We start from the raw sequence: 16,072 nt of genomic DNA, 5'->3' as shown, positions 1-16,072 counted from the left end.
TTCCCGTCAAGCGGGGCTCGTCATCACGTATGAGCCCTGGTCCACCCTCATGTCCGAAGGTCTGAAGGGCTCATGATCGATTCACTTGTCACGTTCGTCATCGGTTTGTCCGGGGGCGACGCCGCGCTCGCCATCGTGCTGTTCACCCTCGCCGTACGCCTGATCCTGCTGCCGCTCAACGTCCGCCAGGCCCGTACGAACAAGGTCAGGCAGCGGCTCGCGCCGAAGCTGCGGGAGCTGCAGAAGCGCCACGGGCGCGATCCCGAGCGGTTGTCCAAGGAACTGACCGCGCTCTACGCCAAGGAAGGCACGTCGCCGTTCGCGGGGATCTTGCCGATGCTGGCGCAATTGCCGTTCATGTGGCTGATGTTCAGGGTGGCCACGCATCCGACCGCGCTGGCCGGTCACACCCTTTTCGGGGCGCCGCTGGGGCAGCAGTTCGCGGGTGTCGTCACCCATTTCGGTCTGATCAGTTGGCCGGTTTCGGTCTTCGTGATCCTGATCGCGGGATTGGTGCTGCTGGCATGGTTGTCGGCACGTTCGATCAAGGTCTCGGAGGAGCAGCCGGAGTTGCTGCGGAAGATCACGCCGCTGCTGCCGTACGGCTCCGTGCTGGCCGCGTTCGTGCTCCCCCTGGCGGCCGGCCTGTACCTCCTGGTCTCGACGGCGTGGGCCGTCACCGAACGGGCCGCGCTGGCGGCCCGGACCGCCTAACCGGCCTCCTTCAGGGCCGCGACCTGCCCGTTCACCGACGCGCCGTTGGGAGCGGGCAGGATGGCCCACACGGTCGTCGTGTCACCGTCGTGACGAACCCCCCAGCTCTCGGCCACGTATTCGACGATTCCCAGCCCCCGGCCCCCGAGCGAGGACAGGGTCGGGCGGCCCGCCCGCGGCTCCGTCGCCGCACCCCCGTCGCTCACAGCCACCTCGATGTGATCGTCGCTGCGCAGCCAGGCGACCCTAACCATGCCTGAAGGCAGCGGATGCGCGTGCCGCAGCGCGTTGCTCAGCAACTCGCTCACCACCAGCACCGCATCGTCGATCGCGGCGGTGTAGACCCCACTGTCCTGCAGGTCAGTGCTCAGACGCTGGCGGGCGACGGCGACGCTGGACGGCGCGTACGGCAGCAGCACCACGCTTGACACACCCACCTCCCCGTTCCCTGTGCCCCCCGCGGGAACACTCCCCGGTACGACCGAAATGCCCCGTTAGCCAATCCCAGAAACCGCATCTCGATCACAGCTTGTACACATTGGACGATAGATCAGCTCAACTGTGACCACCTCGTTACCGCATCGGTGTGTCGGATCCGATAGGGGAAGCACGTCTCAGAACCAGCCTCATGCGGGTACCCCCTCCTGGCCTCGCATGAGCACTCACATCTCCCCCTTGTGCCCTGGCCAGACTGCGCACGATGTAGAGCCCGAGCCCCACTCCACCAAAGCGCCTCCGGTCCCCACTGTCCACCTGGACGAAGCGCTCAAAGATCCGTTCCCGGTCAGGCGGCGCGATTCCGACCCCCTCGTCATCCACGACCACGACCACGCTGTCGTCTTCGGGCCACGCCTCAACACAGATCAATCCACCCATTGGCGAGTATTTAAACGCATTCTCCAGCAATTGCCCCAAAACTATGTCGGTTGCCAGGGCATCTCCCAGCACCGGCGGCAATCCTTCGGGGATGACCACCTCGACGCGATGCCGGTCGGACAACACCGGGAGGCCGAGCGTGGCCGCGTGGATCCGGGCCCCGAGGTCGAACGCCTCGATCCGCACCGCCAGCTCCTCCGCGCCCGCCCTGGCCCCGAGCAGCAGGTGGTCCATGAGCTGCCCCAGCGACCCGGCCCGTTCGGCGATCGTGTGCACGGCCGAACGCCGCTCGGCGTCGCTCAGCTTGTCCCAGCGGGCGTCCAGCGTGCCGGCGAAGCCCCGCACGATCGTGATCGGGGTACGCAGTTCGTGGCTGGTCGTGGCCAGGAAGAGGTCTTTGGCCTCCTCCAGCTCCTTGGCCCTGGTGACGTCGCGGAAGTCGATCACGACCTCGCCGGTCTCCTCGATCTTCGCGCTCACCACGTCGAGCCAGCGCCCGTTCTCCATCTGGAACGTGAGCTTCTCCCCCGGGCTGGGCAGCGGGAACGGCGGCGGCCCGCCGATCACCACGTCGGCGGGGAAGGCGGTCAGCTCGGCCGCGGCGGGGTTCCAGCGCACGACCTGCCCGGCGTCGTCCAGCACGGCGATGCCGTCGGCGCTGGCGTCGAACACGGCCCGCTCGTGCGCCCGCTGGCGGACCGCCTCCTGGTAGGCGACCGCGTTGCCGACCGCGATGCCGGCGTGCCCGGCCAGCAGTTCGAGCAGCTCCAGCTCCAAAGGGCCCGGGATGCGGCGGGCGAACAGCGCGTAGAGGGCGCCGTAGGGCCTGCCGCCGACGGCGGCCAGGCCGAGCGCGATCGTGTGCAGCCCGTTGAGCTGCGCCCACACGAGGTCGCCGAGCCCCTGGGACTCCAGCATCACGGTCTTGCCCGTACGTAAGAGCTTGTCCACCAGGCTCGTACGCAGGTCGGTGGTGGTGCCCCTGAGCGTCTCCGGCAGCAGGTACGTGCTGACCAGCCGCAGCCGTTCCCCCTCGATCAGCACGAACCCGCCCGCGTCCGCGCCCGTCAGCTCGGTGAGGCTGGCCGAGATCCGGTCGAGCACGGCCGGCAGCTCCCGCTCGGAGTTGATGTCGCCCACCACGTCCGTGAGCCGGCGCACCAGCCTGGCCCGGCGTTCCATGCGCAGCCCGGCCATCTCGTCGGCCTGGGCGGGATGGTGGGCGCAGACGTAACCGACCACGGAGTTGCCCAGGCGCAGGGCGTTGATGTCCACCCGCAGGTCGAGGGCCCGGCCGTCCTTGTGGACGCGCTTGGTGCGGACCGACACCTGCACCCCGGTGCGTACGCGCTCCAGCACCGCGTTGTGCTCGGCGGTCAGCTCGTCGGGCACGATCGGGGCCCGGCGTCCCAGCATCTCCTCGGCAGTCCAGCCGAAGAGCTGCTCGGCCGCCGCGTTCCAGACCAGCACGCTCTGGTCGCGGTCGAGCGCCACGACGGCGTTGGGGGAGCCGGCCAGCACGGCGCGTGCGATCTCCTCATCACTGCCTGCCCATGCGTCCCCCACACCTCCATAGTGCACGTGGCGTGATGGGTCCGTCGGGCGATCCGTCCGATACGCTGCGCTCACGAAGATTCCGGTGGCTGAAACAGGTGAGAGGCATGTCGAGCAGTGACCTCGATGCCCTGCTGAGAGTGACCTCCAGCACTTACAAGGGTGAGGGCCCGCCCGACGTCGCGTTCGGCACCTACGACGGCGCCGTCGGCAGGCTGATACTCGCGGTGACCGCCAAGGGCATCGCGGCCTGCAGTTTCGAGGCCGAGAACACCGTGTACGAGCGGGTCGCGAAGGAGGTCGGCACGTTCATCGGGCCCGACGCGCGCCGGCTCGACCCGGTGCGCCGGGAGCTCGACGCGTACTTCTCCGGCCGCCTGCGCACGTTCACCACGCCGGTCGACCTCGCGCTGGCCACGTCGTTCGCCCGTACCGTGTTGCAGAAGACCATGGCCGTCCCGTACGGCACGACCACGACGTACGAGGCGATCGGCGCGAGCATCGGCCGACCGCGCGCGTTGCGGGCGGTCGGCAACGCGGTCGGCGCCAACCCCGTGTGCGTGATCGTGCCCTGTCATCGGGTGGTCCGCGAGGACGGCGACCTCGGCGACTACGCCGGAGGCGTGGCCGCCAAGCAGCACCTGCTCAACGTCGAACGCCGCGTCTCAGCGGGCCGCTGAGCGGCGCCGGGCGCCGGTGAGGGCGCCGATGAGCAGCGTCACCAGCGCGGCGACCAGCGCGCCGCCGAGCGCGCCGTTCATCCACGTCTCCCGGGTGAAGCCGACCGCGTCGCGGGCCCCGGCCCAGAACGCGTCCCATCCGGCGACCGTGGGCGTCGAGGTGGTGAACCAGTACGCGGCGAAGCCGAGCGCCCACGGCACCAGCATCAGCCAGCGCGAGGGCGCGTCCTCGTCGGTGTTCCAGCGGGCGGCGCCGCCGAGCACGAAGTAGTCGACGGCCAGCACCGCGAACATCGGCACGAACACCGCGCCGATCACGCCGAGGAAGGCGCCGTAGGACGTGACGTCCACGACCAGGGCGATCGCCGTGGTGAGCACGCCGATCGCGGTCGAGACGACCCGCCGGTCCACCTTCGGCCACAGGTTCTGCAGCGAGACCGTGGTGGAGTAGACGTTGGCGAAGGACTGGTCGGTCTCGCGCAGCACGAGGATGCCGAAGAACAGCGCGCCCAGCGGCGCCGCGACGAACGGCTGGAACACGGCCATGCCGTCGGCCGTGACCGCCTGCGTGCCGGCGATGGCCACCGCGTACACGCCGAGGGCCAGGCAGGCGACCTGTGCGACGGTGTAGCCGCCGACGACGCCGGTGAAGGCGGCCCGGCTGGAACGCGAGTGCCTGGCGAAGTCGGCGGCCATCGGCACCCATGACACCGACAGGGCGATCACGTAGTCGACGGCCGGGGCGAAGGCCGTCCAGGACCCGCCCGTGTACGTCGGCGCCTCGCCGAGGAACGACACGGTGAACCAGATCAGCGACACGATCACGCCCGCGGTCACGTACCGGCGCAGGAGCCTGATCGACCCGAGCGGCCAGACGGCGAGCGCGGTGGTCAGCACTCCCGCCGCCACCACCCACACCTGGTACGGGACGTCCCCGAAGATCGCGGTAGCGGCCTTGGCGATCACCCAGAGCTCGAAGGCGCCCCAGCCGAGCATCTGCACGATGTTCAGCACGGACGGGACGTACGACATCTTGGCCCCGAACAGCCCGCGCAGCAGCACCATCGCCGGCCGCCCGGTCTGCGTGCCGGGGATGGCCGACAGGCCCACCATGGCGGTGCCGATGAGGCTGCCGACCACGGCGGCGGCGAGCGCGGCCACCAGGCTGAGCGGCGCGCCGCCCAAGGGGTCGATCAGGATGAGCGCGCCGGAGAAGCCGAGGAGGCTGACACCGAGGTTGGCCCAGAGGGCGCCCTGGTCGAGCACACCCAGGGTCTTGGGGGGCGCGCCGTCAAGGGTCAGCGGAACTTCGTCGACGACATGCGTCATCGCACACTCCCTACGCCGGCATTATCCGGACAGGTTCAGGCGGTCGGCAGCGGCTGTGTTGCTGCCCTCTCAGCCCGGCACCCCGAGCTCCCGCGACTATGCAGTTGGCGCCCTCATCATGCCTCAATGGCGGCAGAACCGCCACAGTGGGACATTCAGGCCACGAACGGTTGCTGCCCGGTCTCGCTGACCATCGGACGGTGCGCGGACTCCCACGACTGCATGCCGCCGCCCACGTTGACGGCGTCGCGCCCGAGCTGGTTGAGCCACGCCGTGACCTGCATCGACCGGCCGCCCACCCGGCACACGACGTAGACCGTGCGGTCGGCGGGCACCTCCTCGACCCGGCCCTGGATCTGCGACATGGGGATGTGCACGGCCTCGGGGGCGTGGCCGGCGAGCCATTCGTCCTGCTCGCGGACGTCGAGCAGATAGGCGTCGTCGGGAACGGCGTTGGCCTCGATCTCAGGAACGGTCATGCCTCCATCATCTCGTGCCCCTGCCCCTACTTGAGCAGGCGCGACATGCGCCGGTCGGCCAGCGGCTTGCCGCCCGTCTGGCAGGTCGGGCAGTACTGGAGGGCGGAGTCGGCGAACGACACCTCGCGGATCGTGTCGCCGCACACGTCGCACGGCTGGCCCGCCCGGTTGTGCACGCGCAGCCCGGACTTCTTCTCCGCCTTGAGGTCCTTGGCCGCCAGGCCGTGCGCCCGCTCAACGGCGTCGCGCAACGTCGTCACGATGGCCTCGTGCAGGTCGGCGATCTGCGCGTCGGTCAGCGACGACGCGATCTTGAACGGCGACATCTTCGCGACGTGCAGCACCTCGTCGGAGTAGGCGTTCCCGATCCCGGCGATCACCTTCTGGTCGCGCAGCAGGCCCTTGATCTGGGTACGGTTGCCGCCCACGATCCGCTTGAGCGCCTCGACGGTGAAGGCGTCGTCGAGCGGGTCGGGGCCGAGCGCGGCGATGCCGGGGACGTCCTCCGGCCGGTCGGTGACGTAGACGGCCAGGCGCTTCTGCGTGCCGGCCTCCGTCAGCTCGAAGCCGGGGGCCAGGCCGTCGTCGTCGGGCGCCAGCCGTACGCGGGCGGCCAGCGGGCCCTTGCCGGGACGCACCGGCCGCGCGCCGGTCAGGTCGTCACGCCAGCGCAGCCAGCCGGCGCGGGCCAGATGGATGATCAGATGCAGGCCGTCGCAGTCGAGGTCGAGGAACTTGCCGTGCCTCGACACGCCAGTGACGGTGAGCCCGCCGAGCGCGGTGACCGGCGGGTCGAACGTCTTGAGCGCCTGGAAGGCGACGACGTCCACGCCCGCGATCGAACGACCGACCGCCCGCTCGCGCAGGAAGTCGGTGAGCGACTCCACTTCGGGAAGTTCCGGCATGCCACCAGGGTATGGCGCACGCCGGACTGTCACACGACTACGGCACGTCCCAGAAGGCGAGCTCGTGCGCCATGCCCTCGGTGAACATCGCCTCCGCCCGTACGGGGTCGGGGTCGGCCTCGTCGATCATCTGCCCGATCCGTACGGTCAGCGCCGCGAACCCCGGATCGGCGTACGTGTCCACCCACGCCCGGTACCGCGGCGCGGCGGGCGGGTTCTCCGCAAGCAGCTTCCCAAGACTCGAATATCCCCACATGCAGGGATAAAGCGCCGCCAAGCCTTCTCCATAGGACCCCGCCGACTCCAACAGGAACGCCGTGTACGCCGCGCAGGCCGGCCCCTTCACCGCCCCGTCGAGATCGGCCCCGAACTCGGCCGACAACGACCTGTGCAGGCTCAACTCGTCGTGATAGGTGGTGTGCGCCAAGTCGACCAGGTCCCCCAGATGCGCGGCCGGCGCCTGCCAGGCCAGCTTGGCGAACACCCGCACGTAGTCGTGCAGGAACAGGTAGTCCTGCTCCAGCCAGGACCTGAAGACCGGCTCCGCCAGGTCGCCGCGCGCGATCCCGGCCACCGTGGGGTGGTCGAGCTGCGCCTGGAGCAGCGGGCGGCCGATCGCGTGAAGTTTTTCCGAGATGGTCATGCTGGGAGGTTAGTGTCGGGACATGACCGTGACGATCGCCGAAGAACTCCTCCTCCTCGCCTACAGCGAGGACGAAGGCAAGCAGCTCATCGGGGTGACGCAGCTCGATCCCGCGCTCGGCGGCGCGATCCTCGCCGAGCTGGCCGCCGCCGGTCGCGTGGAGCTGGCCGACGACAAGGTGACGGTCAAGGACCGTACCCCGCTGGGCGACGAGGAGCTCGACGCCACCCTCGCCCGCATGGCCGAGGACGGCAAGGCCAGGAAGCCCGCCTGGTGGGTGCAGCGGGTGCAGTCGGCCAAACTGCGCAAGCGCCTGCTGACCCGGCTCGCCGGGGCGGGCGTGCTGACCGAGGAGCACGGCAAGGTCCTGGGCATCTTCCCGACCACCCGCTGGCCGGAGGCCGACCCCAGCGTGGAGGCCGACGTACGGGAGCGCGTGACAGCCGCTCTCGCGGGCGCCGAGCCCGACGTCAGGACGGCCATGCTGATCGCGATCATGCACGCGGCGAAGCTCGACCGCAAGGCGTTCCCCGGTGCCGACCGCGCGCGGGTCAAGGAGATCGCCGAGGGGGAATGGGCGGGCGCGGCGGTCGCCAAGACGATCGCCGCCATCAACGCGGCCATCGCCGTCACCGCCTCCACCGCCGCGGTCGTCGCCGCCACAAGCTGAGGCACCCATCGAATGCCGCGAGGCGCGCCCAGGCGGCGCGCCTCGCGGAAGCGGAACGGGTCAGCCGGCGTCCACGACGTCCTTCGGCACGGGCTTGTCGGCCTTCAGAGCGTCGAAGAGGGCCAGGGCCTTGACCCGGTCCCACTTGACCGCCGCGCCACCGCCTGCGACGACCTCGTTCCCGCCGAACGGCACCACCGTCGTGACCGGGCTGTCGCCCATCGCCAGCCCCAGCGAGAGCATGTCGAACGCGCCGGTACTGGAGTCGACCTCGACGGCGTCCGTGGCGCTCATGGCCAGCGGGATCGACGTGAACGGGTTGATCAGCACCCCGGGGCTGGCGGCCTTCTTCACCACCGCGCCGAGGAACTGCCGCTGCCGCTTGGTGCGCTCGAAGTCCGGCAGCGCGCCGCCCTTGCGGGTGCGTACGTAACCGAGGGCCTGGGCGCCGTTGAGCACCTGCTTGCCCTTCTTCAGCTTGAGCCCGGCCTTGGGGTCGTCGACGTCGGCGCGTACGTTGATCTCGACGCCGCCGACCGCGTCCACGATGTCCACGAAACCGGCGAAGCCGATCTCCATGTAGTTGTCGACGTGCAGGCCGGTGACGGTCTCGACCGTACGGACCAGCAGCTTCGGCCCGCCGGACGCGTACGCCGCGTTGAGCTTGTCGCGCCCCCGGCCCGGGATGGTCACGGCCGAGTCGCGCGGGAGGCTGACCAGAGTGGGCTTGTCGCCGTTGTCGGAGATGTGCAGCAGCATCATCGAGTCGGTGCGCTGCCCGACCGCGCGCCCGGTGGCCAGCTTCTTGCGGTCGGCCGCAGACAGGCCCTTGCGGCTGTCGGAGCCGACCAGCAGCCAATTGGTTCCCGGGGTGTCCGCGGGCCGGCCCTCGTACTCGTCGAGCACGCCGTCGATGCCCGCCAGCCGGGAGTCGATCCAGAAGAACAGGCCCACGGCGGCCACCAGGAGCAGCGCGACCACGCCCGCGATGATCTTGAGTACCGTCTTGCCGCGCATCCGCGGCCCTCTGGGCCCGCGCGGGCCGCGCGGCTCGCGCGGCTCCTTCGGCGCGGACTCGCCGGCCGACCTGAGTGGTTTGACCGGGCTGTTCCCGGCCCGCTCCCGCCCGTAGACCTTCCCCGACTTGGGCGGCGGAGGAGGCGGCGGCTGCTCGTCGGAGTAGGCGGGCAACTTGTGTGTAGGCGCGTTCGGCACGCCCGGCGGTACCCGGTGGGCGGGTGCGCCGCCTGAGCGCGGACCGTCCCCGGGCCTTGGTGGCAGCGGGCGGCCGTCGCCCGGCGAGCGCATGGCCCGCGTCCGGTCGTCCTCAGACACTTCGCCTTCTTCCCTTCGGTATGCCATAGACGCTACGTCCAACCCCCTGTCAGTGAAGACATCTCACCAAGTTTCTCCCACGGAGAAGTACGCACAACTGGCTGAGAGTCACTCCGGAAACATAGACGCGGCCTGCGTCGTTAGCGTTATGGACGACCTCTATCGAAGGGATGATCGTGTCCGCTCCGGACTCGTGGAGTCTTCGCCCGTGCTCAGGCACGGGTTCCTCTGAAGGCTCACTCTGGTGAGCGCCTATCTCGGCCTGCTGGCCCTTTTCCTCCTCACCGCCGCCACTGGATACTTCGTCGCCCAGGAGTTCGCCTTCGTCGCCGCCGACCGGGGCCTCCTGCGCGAGCAGGCCGCCGCCGGTGACGCCGCGGCCGAAAAGGCGCTCAGGGTGACCTCGCGGCTGTCCTTCATGCTCTCGGGCGCGCAGCTCGGCATCACCGTCACGGCACTGCTCGTCGACTTCCTGGCCGAGCCCGCCATCGCCGTCCTCGTACGGCCCTGGCTCGACACCACGGGCCTGCCCGACGCCGCGATCACGGGAGTCTCCGTGGCCGCCGGTGTGTTCGTGGCGACCGTGGTGCAGATGGTGCTCGGCGAGCTGGCGCCGAAGAACCTCGGCATCGCCAGGCCCGAAGTGGTGGCCAAGTTCCTCGCCGGGTCCACGCTGGTGTACCTGGCAGTCGTGGGACCGGTGGTCAAGCTGTTCGACTCGGCCGCCACCGGACTGCTCCGGCGGGTCGGCATCGAGCCAATCGAGGAGGTCGAGCACGGCGCCACCCCTGAGGAGCTCTCCCGGATCATCGAGGAGTCGACCCAGGCCGGCGAACTGCCTCCCAGACTCTCGGAGCTGCTGGAACGCGCCCTTGAGTTCGGCGACCACAGCGCCGAGGAGATCATGGTGCCGCGCCCGCGCGTGGTGGCCCTGCGCGACTCGCAGCCCATCTCCGACCTGCTGGAGGTCATGCGCGAACGCGGCCACTCCCGCTACCCGGTGCTCGCCAACGACGGCGACGTCGTGGGCGTGACCGGCGTACGCGAGCTGCTGGAGTCCGGCCTGGACGAGGGCCTGATCGGCAGCATCACGCGCCCCGCGCTGCTGGTGCCCGACTCGGTGCCGCTGCCCGCCGTCCTCGACCGGATGCGCGCGGCCAAGGACGACATCGTCTGCGTCATCGACGAGTACGGCGGCCTGGCCGGCGTACTGACCGTCGAGGACCTGGCCGAGGAGCTGGTCGGCGAGCTCGTCGACGAGAACGACCCCGAACCCGCGGGCGCCGTCGAACGGCCCGACGGCGTCTGGGAGGTGCCCGGCTGGCTCAGGCTCGACGAGGTCGAGCGCGCCACCGGCGTCGCCCTGCCGGAGAGCGACGACTACGACACGCTGGCCGGCCTGGTGCTGGCCAGGCTGGGCCGGATGCCCGACCCCGGCGACGTGGTGACCGTGCCGATCGAGGGCGACTCCGACCCGTTCGCCGACGACGCGGCCGAGCACCTGGCCGAGCTGACCGTCATGTCGCTCAACCGCCGGGTGCCCGAATGGGTGCGGCTCGCGCCCGTGCAGCACGCGGAGGCGTCCCGATGACGATGATCCTCGTCAGCCTCGCGCTGCTGTTCTTCAACGCGTTGTTCGTGGCCGCCGAGTTCGCGTTCGTCTCCGCCAGGCGGCACCGCCTTGAGGAGATGGCCTCGGGCGGCAACCGCCTGGTCAGGATCGCCGCCAAGTCGGCCGTGGGCGGCGGGCGGCAGCTCTCGCTCATGCTGGCCGGCGCGCAGCTCGGCATCACGCTGTGCACGCTGGGCCTGGGCCAGGTCACCGAGCCGGCCATCGAGCACTTCCTGGAGCCGGTCTTCGCCGCCGTCGGCGTGCCGGAGTCGCTGCGCATGCCGATCGCGCTGACGATCGCGCTGGCGCTGGTGACGTTCCTGCACATGGTGGTGGGCGAGATGGCGCCCAAGTCGTGGGCGCTGACGCACCCCGAGCGGGCCGCGCTGGTGCTGACGCTGCCGTTCCGCGGGTTCACGCAGCTCATGCGCCCGCTGCTGTCGTCGCTGAACGCGCTGACCAACTTCATACTGAGGCTGTTCGGCGTGCAGCCGCGCGACGAGCTGGCCACCACCAGGACGCCGCGCCAGCTCGCGATGCTGGTGGGCGAGTCGGGCCGGATGGGCCTGCTCGACCGCGAGGAGCACGACCTGCTCACCCGCGCGCTGCGGCTGCAGGCCGAGGGCATCGAACGCCTGATGGTGCCGATCGACCAGGCCGTGAAGGTGCCGCCGACCGCCGGGGCGGCCCAGATCAGGGCCAGGGCGGCCGGGAGCGGCCATCTGCGGCTGCTGGTGGGCGGCCCCGGAGGGATCGAGGGCGTCCTGCACGCCCGCGACGCCCTCCTGCAGCCCACGCGTACGGCCGGCGAGCTGTCCAGGCCGCTGCCCAGGCTCGCGTGCGTCACGCAGGTCCCCGAGGCCGTGACGGCCCTTCAGGAGGCCCGCGCGCACCTGGCTCTGGTCACCGGCCAGGGCGGTGCGGTCATCGGCATGGTGAGCCTCACGGACCTCCTGGGCGAGCTCCTGGACACCAAGGCCGCCTCGCGCGCCTACTCCCCTGCGGCGAACCCGTCGAGGTAGGCGGCGTGCTGGGCCCGCTCGGCCTCGATCAGCGAGTGGGGCTCGGCGTAGACGTGTTCGAACATCGCCGAGGGAACGGGGTCGGGCAGTTCGAGGCAGCGCCTCCGCAGCTCGGCCCCGATCTTGGCGGCATCGGCCTCGACCTCCTGGAAGAAGTCATCGCCGGTGCCCGCCGCGCTCAGGTACGCCTTGACCCGCTCGATGGGGTCGCGCCGCCGCCACGCCTCCACGTCGTCCTTGGCCCGGTAACGGGTGGGGTCGTCGGAGGTGGTGTGCGCCCCCATCCGGTACGTGAACGCCTCGACGAGCGTGGGCCCCTGCCCTGACCTGGCGTCCGCCAGCGCCTTGCGGGTGACCGCGAGGCAGGCGAGCACGTCGTTGCCGTCGACCCGTACGCCGGGGAACCCGAAGCCCTCCGCCCTGCGGTACAGCGGGATCCGCGACTGACGTTCCTGCGGCTCGGAGATGGCCCATTGGTTGTTCTGGCAGAAGAAGACGATCGGCGCGTGGCAGGCCCCCGCGAAGACGAACGCCTCGTTCACGTCGCCCTGGGAGGTCGCGCCGTCGCCGAAGTAGGCGATGGTCGCCCCGGCCTTGTCGGTGCCGATGACGCCGTCGCGCTGCATCCCCATCGCGTATCCGGTGGCGTGCAGCGCCTGCGTGCCGATCACGATCGTGTAGAGGAAGAAGTTGTGCTCGGCCGGGTCCCAGCCGCCATGGTTGACGCCCCGCCACATGGCGACGACGTCGAGCGGGTCCATCCCGCGGCAGTAGGCGACCCCGTGCTCGCGGTAGGAGGGGAAGACGGCGTCCAGGTCGCCGACGGCGCGCCCGGAGCCGACCTGGGCGGCCTCCTGGCCGAGCAGGGACGTCCAGAGCCCCAGCTCCCCCTGCCGCGCGAGCGCGACAGCCTCGGAATCGATCCGCCGGACGACCACGAGATCCCGATACAAATCCCGAATCTCATCATCCGAGACGACAAGCGGATATTCCGGATGCTCCACGCGCTCCCCGGCGGGTGTGAGCAGTTGAACCATCGACTCATCCATGAGCGGCAACTCCCCTGAACAGAACCCAGCGGCCACAGTTTGCCGTAGCCCTAAGAATCACCCGAACCCGCCCCAGGAACCAATGTGACCTAAATCACGCAAGCCACCAGAAAGCCCTCTGCAAGCGCCACGTTCTAGAGTCCGAGAGGCGCGAGGCGGTGTCACAAAGAAAATCGGTGGACTCTTGCGAAGCAAGGCGACGTACGCAACTGTGGGCCAGACCCGCGAAACGAGTAACCACCGTAATGGGGGTCCGGGGGAGAATCCCCCGGAACGCTTGTCCCCCTGGGGGTCCGGGGGTCATCCCCCGGGCAGATATGACGAAGGGACCCGAGGGAGCCGGCCTTAAGGCCAGCGACCAAGGATCCCCTAGTCACAGAGTGGGCGAGGAGGGATTTGAACCCTCACGTCCTTTCGGACACACGGACCTGAACCGTGCGCGTCTGCCGTTCCGCCACCCGCCCGTTTGTGGGTGCGGAGAAACAGTAGCACGGAACAGCCACTGGTACTGAACCCGGATACGATCGCATAAGACACGGGAGCGGAGGAGCTGGGCGCGACTGGCAACGAGCGCCACGAGACCGCCACGTGGGACGAGCGGAAACCGGGCGCCGGAAGCGTCTGGGGCCGCGATCATATGCAGGGAAGAAGGGAGGTACCCGGTGGGAGTCCTTCAGCGCTTCGAGCGAAGGCTCGAAGGCTTGGTTGAGGGGGCCTTTGCGCGGGCGTTCAAATCTGACCTTCAGCCGGTCGAGGTCGCCAGCGCGGTTCAGCGGGAGATGGATGAGCGGGCGGCGATCGTCGCGCAGGGCCGCACGCTCGTGCCCAACGACTTCGTGGTGGAGCTGTCCACGACCGACAGCGAGAGGCTTGAGGTCTACGCCGACAGCATCAGCCACGAGCTGGCCAACCTCGCCAGGGAGTACGCCAAGGAACAGGGCTACTCCTTCGTGGGACCGGTCCGGGTGCGCTTCGAGACCGCCGGAGACCTGGCTGTGGGCCTGTTCCGCATCCGGTCCGGCGTCATCCGGGGCGCGACGGTCGAGCAGGACGAGATCCGCCAGCCGGCGAGCGACCTGCCCCCGTCCAGGCCCGGGGCCTTCAACGGGCGGCCCAGGCTGCTCGTCTCCACTCAGGACGACCCGCAGGGCGACCGCTCCTACGAGCTCACCACTCCGGTGACCTTGCTAGGCAGGGGCACCGACTGCGATCTTCGTCTCGTCGATCCGGGAGTCTCGCGGCACCACGCGGAACTCCGCGTCGAGGGCCAGCTCGTGGCCCTCGTCGATCTCGGTTCGACGAACGGCACCTTCGTCAACGGCCAGCCGGTACGCAGAATCGAGCTCCAGAACGGCACGCGAGTGACCCTGGGGCGTACGACTCTGGTGTTCCGGCGCGATTAGGGGTAGACAGACGGTCCATGTCCGAGCTCACGCTGCTGCTGATCCGGCTCGCCTTCCTGGCGGTGCTGTGGTTTTTCGTCATTGCCGCAGTCGGCGTGATCCGGACTGACTTGTTCGGTTCACGCACGGCTCCCGCGGGCCCACGTAAAGCCGTGAAGCCCGCCAAACCGGTGGCCAAGCCCAAGAGCAAGAAGGGCGAGCCACGCCAGCTCATCGTTACCGGTGGCCCGTTGCAGGGCACCACCATTAACCTCACGGAGACGCCCATCACCATTGGCCGGGCGAACGACGCCACGCTGGTAGTCACCGACGACTACGCATCCAGCCGGCATGCCCGGCTCTTCCCTCAGGACGGTCAGTGGATCGTGGAAGATCTCGGTTCGACCAACGGCACGTATCTCGACCGCTTGAAAGTCACCCGTCCGACCCCGGTGCCGCTCGGTGTTCCGATCCGCGTCGGCAAGACAGTCATTGAATTGCGCAAATGACCATCGCACTCCGCTACGCCGCCCGCTCGGACGTCGGCCTCCTCCGCGAAGGGAACGAGGACTCGGCGTACGCTAGCGGCCGCCTGCTGGCCGTCGCCGACGGCATGGGCGGGCACGCACACGGCGAGGTGGCGAGTTCCGTCGCCATCGCCGCCATGGCCTCGCTGGAAGAGGCCCAACAGGGGGGTGACCTGCTCAACGCCATCGAGGCAGCGGTACGCGACGCCAACCGCAGGCTGCACGAGATGGTCGGGCGGGATCCCAGCCTCAAAGGCATGGGCACGACGCTCACCGCCATGCTCTGGAACGGCACCCAGGTCGCCCTGGTGCACGTGGGCGACTCGCGCGCCTATCTCCTGAGACGCGGCGAGCTCTACCAGATCACCCATGACCACACACTGGTGCAACAACTCGTCGACGACGGGCGCATCACGCCCGAAGAGGCGGCCACGCACCCGCAACGCTCGATCCTGCTGCGCGCGCTCGACGGCAGCGGCGAGGTCGATCCAGACCTCACGCTGCGCGAGGCACAGGTCGGCGATCGTTACCTGCTCTGTTCCGACGGCCTGTCGGGCGTGGTGAGCGCGGAGACACTGCACGCCACGCTCACCAACATCGACGATCCCGAAGAGGTCGTCCGCCAGCTCATCGACCTGGCCAACCGGGGCGGTGGGCCCGACAACATCACGTGCGTGCTCGCCGACGTGGTGGAGCTCGCCGAGGGCCAGCAGGTGCCGGTGGAGGCCGCGGTGGTCGGCGCCGCGGGCATGACCAGGCTGCGAGGAGGCGACCAGGAGACCTCGCCGGGGCGAGTGAGCGCGGTGACCGCACCCCAGCCGGCGATCACCGGTGACGACTTCGACGAGCCGGTCGCGCAGGCGGCCCGGCGTCCGGGGAAGCGTCGTCGTGTGTGGCCCGTGCTGGTCACCGTGCTCGGGATCGGCGCCGTCGCCGTGGGCGCCGGCGGTTACCTTGGATATCAGTGGACCCAGGACCAGTTCTTCGTCGGTGCTAGGGGCGACGAGGTGGTCATCTTCCAGGGGATCAAGCAGGAGGTCGGGCCGTTCCAGTTCTTCCATGTGGAGAAGAGCACGGGCCGTCCGCTCTCCAAGCTGTCCCCGGCGGACCAGGCCCTGATCAAGAGCGGCATCCCCGTCACCGACGTCGACGAAGGCGTGACGAAGATAAACGGACTGAAGTTCTCCCAGGACGACACGGGCGACGCGACCTCCACGTCGGACACGTCTCCCACTCCCACCGCCACCAAGACGAAATCGCGATAAATGGCAGAAATGCTCGCGACCCCCGCCCCG

The 16,072-nt window shown here is 69.6% G+C and carries 16 protein-coding genes, 1 tRNA gene and 1 riboswitch; of the genes, 8 read left to right on the top strand and 9 right to left on the bottom strand.

The window, feature by feature from the left end; translation table 11 throughout:
* Positions 1-72: 72 nt before the first annotated feature.
* Positions 73-714 carry a YidC/Oxa1 family membrane protein insertase gene (locus DMB42_RS33815; RefSeq protein ID WP_125641033.1) on the top strand — a complete coding sequence of 214 codons (642 nt, stop codon included), beginning with the start codon at positions 73-75 and terminating at the stop codon, positions 712-714.
* On the opposite strand, the gene DMB42_RS33810 is transcribed toward DMB42_RS33815, so the two are convergent.
* Positions 711-1,145 carry an ATP-binding protein gene (locus tag DMB42_RS33810; RefSeq protein WP_312024776.1) on the bottom strand — a complete coding sequence of 145 codons (435 nt, stop codon included), beginning with the start codon at positions 1,143-1,145 and terminating at the stop codon, positions 711-713. The two genes, DMB42_RS33815 and DMB42_RS33810, sit on opposite strands and share 4 nt — an antisense overlap.
* A gap of 142 nt (positions 1,146-1,287) precedes the next feature.
* Positions 1,288-3,156: a PAS domain-containing sensor histidine kinase gene (locus DMB42_RS33805; RefSeq protein ID WP_125641027.1), complete on the bottom strand. Its 1,869-nt coding sequence runs from the start codon at positions 3,154-3,156 to the stop codon at positions 1,288-1,290.
* A 95-nt stretch (positions 3,157-3,251) separates the two neighbouring features.
* On the opposite strand from DMB42_RS33805, the gene DMB42_RS33800 reads away from it, so the two are divergent.
* Entirely contained in the window at positions 3,252-3,824 is a 573-nt protein-coding gene (locus DMB42_RS33800) for a methylated-DNA--[protein]-cysteine S-methyltransferase (RefSeq protein ID WP_125641024.1), read from the top strand.
* On the opposite strand, the gene DMB42_RS33795 is transcribed toward DMB42_RS33800, so the two are convergent.
* From DMB42_RS33795 to DMB42_RS33780, 4 genes are all read right to left on the bottom strand, one after another.
* Complete coding sequence (locus DMB42_RS33795; protein WP_125641021.1) at positions 3,810-5,153, bottom strand: cytosine permease; 1,344 nt, start codon at positions 5,151-5,153, stop codon at positions 3,810-3,812. The two genes, DMB42_RS33800 and DMB42_RS33795, sit on opposite strands and share 15 nt — an antisense overlap.
* Positions 5,144-5,257: riboswitch (TPP riboswitch) on the bottom strand. (Overlaps the previous gene by 10 nt.)
* 51 nt (positions 5,258-5,308) lie before the next feature.
* Complete coding sequence (locus DMB42_RS33790) at positions 5,309-5,632, bottom strand: rhodanese-like domain-containing protein (protein ID WP_125641018.1); 324 nt, start codon at positions 5,630-5,632, stop codon at positions 5,309-5,311.
* A gap of 26 nt (positions 5,633-5,658) precedes the next feature.
* A complete protein-coding gene (locus DMB42_RS33785) occupies positions 5,659-6,537 on the bottom strand; it encodes an Fpg/Nei family DNA glycosylase (RefSeq protein ID WP_125641015.1) in 879 nt (292 codons plus the stop codon).
* Positions 6,538-6,574: 37 nt separating this feature from the next.
* Positions 6,575-7,180, bottom strand: a complete 606-nt coding sequence (locus DMB42_RS33780) for a TenA family protein (RefSeq protein ID WP_125641012.1) — start codon at positions 7,178-7,180, stop codon at positions 6,575-6,577.
* Positions 7,181-7,202: 22 nt separating this feature from the next.
* Here DMB42_RS33780 and DMB42_RS33775 point away from each other — a divergent pair, with 22 nt between their 5' ends.
* Complete coding sequence (locus tag DMB42_RS33775) at positions 7,203-7,850, top strand: GPP34 family phosphoprotein (RefSeq protein ID WP_125641009.1); 648 nt, start codon at positions 7,203-7,205, stop codon at positions 7,848-7,850.
* A 60-nt stretch (positions 7,851-7,910) separates the two neighbouring features.
* On the opposite strand, the gene DMB42_RS33770 is transcribed toward DMB42_RS33775, so the two are convergent.
* Positions 7,911-9,185 (bottom strand): LCP family protein, encoded by a 1,275-nt coding sequence (locus DMB42_RS33770; RefSeq protein ID WP_260478102.1) that lies wholly within the window; start codon positions 9,183-9,185, stop codon positions 7,911-7,913.
* A 244-nt stretch (positions 9,186-9,429) separates the two neighbouring features.
* Between DMB42_RS33770 and DMB42_RS33765 the strand changes: the two genes are divergently transcribed.
* Together DMB42_RS33765 and DMB42_RS33760 are read left to right on the top strand one after the other, a co-directional pair.
* Positions 9,430-10,776 (top strand): hemolysin family protein, encoded by a 1,347-nt coding sequence (locus tag DMB42_RS33765; protein WP_125641006.1) that lies wholly within the window; start codon positions 9,430-9,432, stop codon positions 10,774-10,776.
* Positions 10,773-11,819: a hemolysin family protein gene (locus DMB42_RS33760; RefSeq protein ID WP_125641003.1), complete on the top strand. Its 1,047-nt coding sequence runs from the start codon at positions 10,773-10,775 to the stop codon at positions 11,817-11,819. Before DMB42_RS33765 ends, DMB42_RS33760 begins: the two co-directional genes overlap by 4 nt.
* Here the strand turns inward: DMB42_RS33760 and pdhA are convergent.
* Complete coding sequence (gene pdhA, locus DMB42_RS33755) at positions 11,789-12,868, bottom strand: pyruvate dehydrogenase (acetyl-transferring) E1 component subunit alpha (protein WP_125641000.1); 1,080 nt, start codon at positions 12,866-12,868, stop codon at positions 11,789-11,791. The two genes, DMB42_RS33760 and pdhA, sit on opposite strands and share 31 nt — an antisense overlap.
* A gap of 381 nt (positions 12,869-13,249) precedes the next feature.
* Positions 13,250-13,332, bottom strand: a tRNA-Leu gene (locus DMB42_RS33750).
* A 198-nt stretch (positions 13,333-13,530) separates the two neighbouring features.
* Between DMB42_RS33750 and DMB42_RS33745 the strand changes: the two genes are divergently transcribed.
* From DMB42_RS33745 to DMB42_RS33735, 3 genes are read left to right on the top strand one after another with little or no spacing between them, the layout of a single operon-like run.
* Positions 13,531-14,271, top strand: coding sequence for a DUF3662 and FHA domain-containing protein (locus DMB42_RS33745; protein ID WP_125640997.1), 741 nt, complete (start codon positions 13,531-13,533; stop codon positions 14,269-14,271).
* Between the two features lie 17 nt (positions 14,272-14,288).
* A complete protein-coding gene (locus DMB42_RS33740) occupies positions 14,289-14,759 on the top strand; it encodes an FHA domain-containing protein (protein ID WP_125640993.1) in 471 nt (156 codons plus the stop codon).
* Positions 14,756-16,042: a Stp1/IreP family PP2C-type Ser/Thr phosphatase gene (locus DMB42_RS33735; RefSeq protein WP_125640991.1), complete on the top strand. Its 1,287-nt coding sequence runs from the start codon at positions 14,756-14,758 to the stop codon at positions 16,040-16,042. Before DMB42_RS33740 ends, DMB42_RS33735 begins: the two co-directional genes overlap by 4 nt.
* Positions 16,043-16,072: the final 30 nt, after the last annotated feature.

Origin of the sequence: Nonomuraea sp. WAC 01424, assembly GCF_003947315.1 — a bacterium.
Taxonomy (GTDB): Bacteria; Actinomycetota; Actinomycetes; order Streptosporangiales; family Streptosporangiaceae; genus Nonomuraea; species Nonomuraea spiralis.
Note: the sequence above shows the minus strand (reverse complement) of the source record. Positions and strands in the feature narration are given on the sequence as shown.

Bases quoted from the DNA above. Each gene is read 5' to 3' on its own strand.
- DMB42_RS33815 (WP_125641033.1), top strand. From the start codon at position 73: ATGATCGATTCACTTGTCACGTTCGTCATCGGTTTGTCCGGGGGCGAC.
- DMB42_RS33800 (WP_125641024.1), top strand. From the start codon at position 3,252: ATGTCGAGCAGTGACCTCGATGCCCTGCTGAGAGTGACCTCCAGCACT.
- DMB42_RS33795 (WP_125641021.1), bottom strand. From the start codon at position 5,153: ATGACGCATGTCGTCGACGAAGTTCCGCTGACCCTTGACGGCGCGCCC.
- DMB42_RS33790 (WP_125641018.1), bottom strand. From the start codon at position 5,632: ATGACCGTTCCTGAGATCGAGGCCAACGCCGTTCCCGACGACGCCTAT.
- DMB42_RS33785 (WP_125641015.1), bottom strand. From the start codon at position 6,537: ATGCCGGAACTTCCCGAAGTGGAGTCGCTCACCGACTTCCTGCGCGAG.
- DMB42_RS33780 (WP_125641012.1), bottom strand. From the start codon at position 7,180: ATGACCATCTCGGAAAAACTTCACGCGATCGGCCGCCCGCTGCTCCAG.
- DMB42_RS33775 (WP_125641009.1), top strand. From the start codon at position 7,203: ATGACCGTGACGATCGCCGAAGAACTCCTCCTCCTCGCCTACAGCGAG.
- DMB42_RS33760 (WP_125641003.1), top strand. From the start codon at position 10,773: ATGACGATGATCCTCGTCAGCCTCGCGCTGCTGTTCTTCAACGCGTTG.
- pdhA (WP_125641000.1), bottom strand. From the start codon at position 12,868: ATGGATGAGTCGATGGTTCAACTGCTCACACCCGCCGGGGAGCGCGTG.
- DMB42_RS33740 (WP_125640993.1), top strand. From the start codon at position 14,289: ATGTCCGAGCTCACGCTGCTGCTGATCCGGCTCGCCTTCCTGGCGGTG.
- DMB42_RS33735 (WP_125640991.1), top strand. From the start codon at position 14,756: ATGACCATCGCACTCCGCTACGCCGCCCGCTCGGACGTCGGCCTCCTC.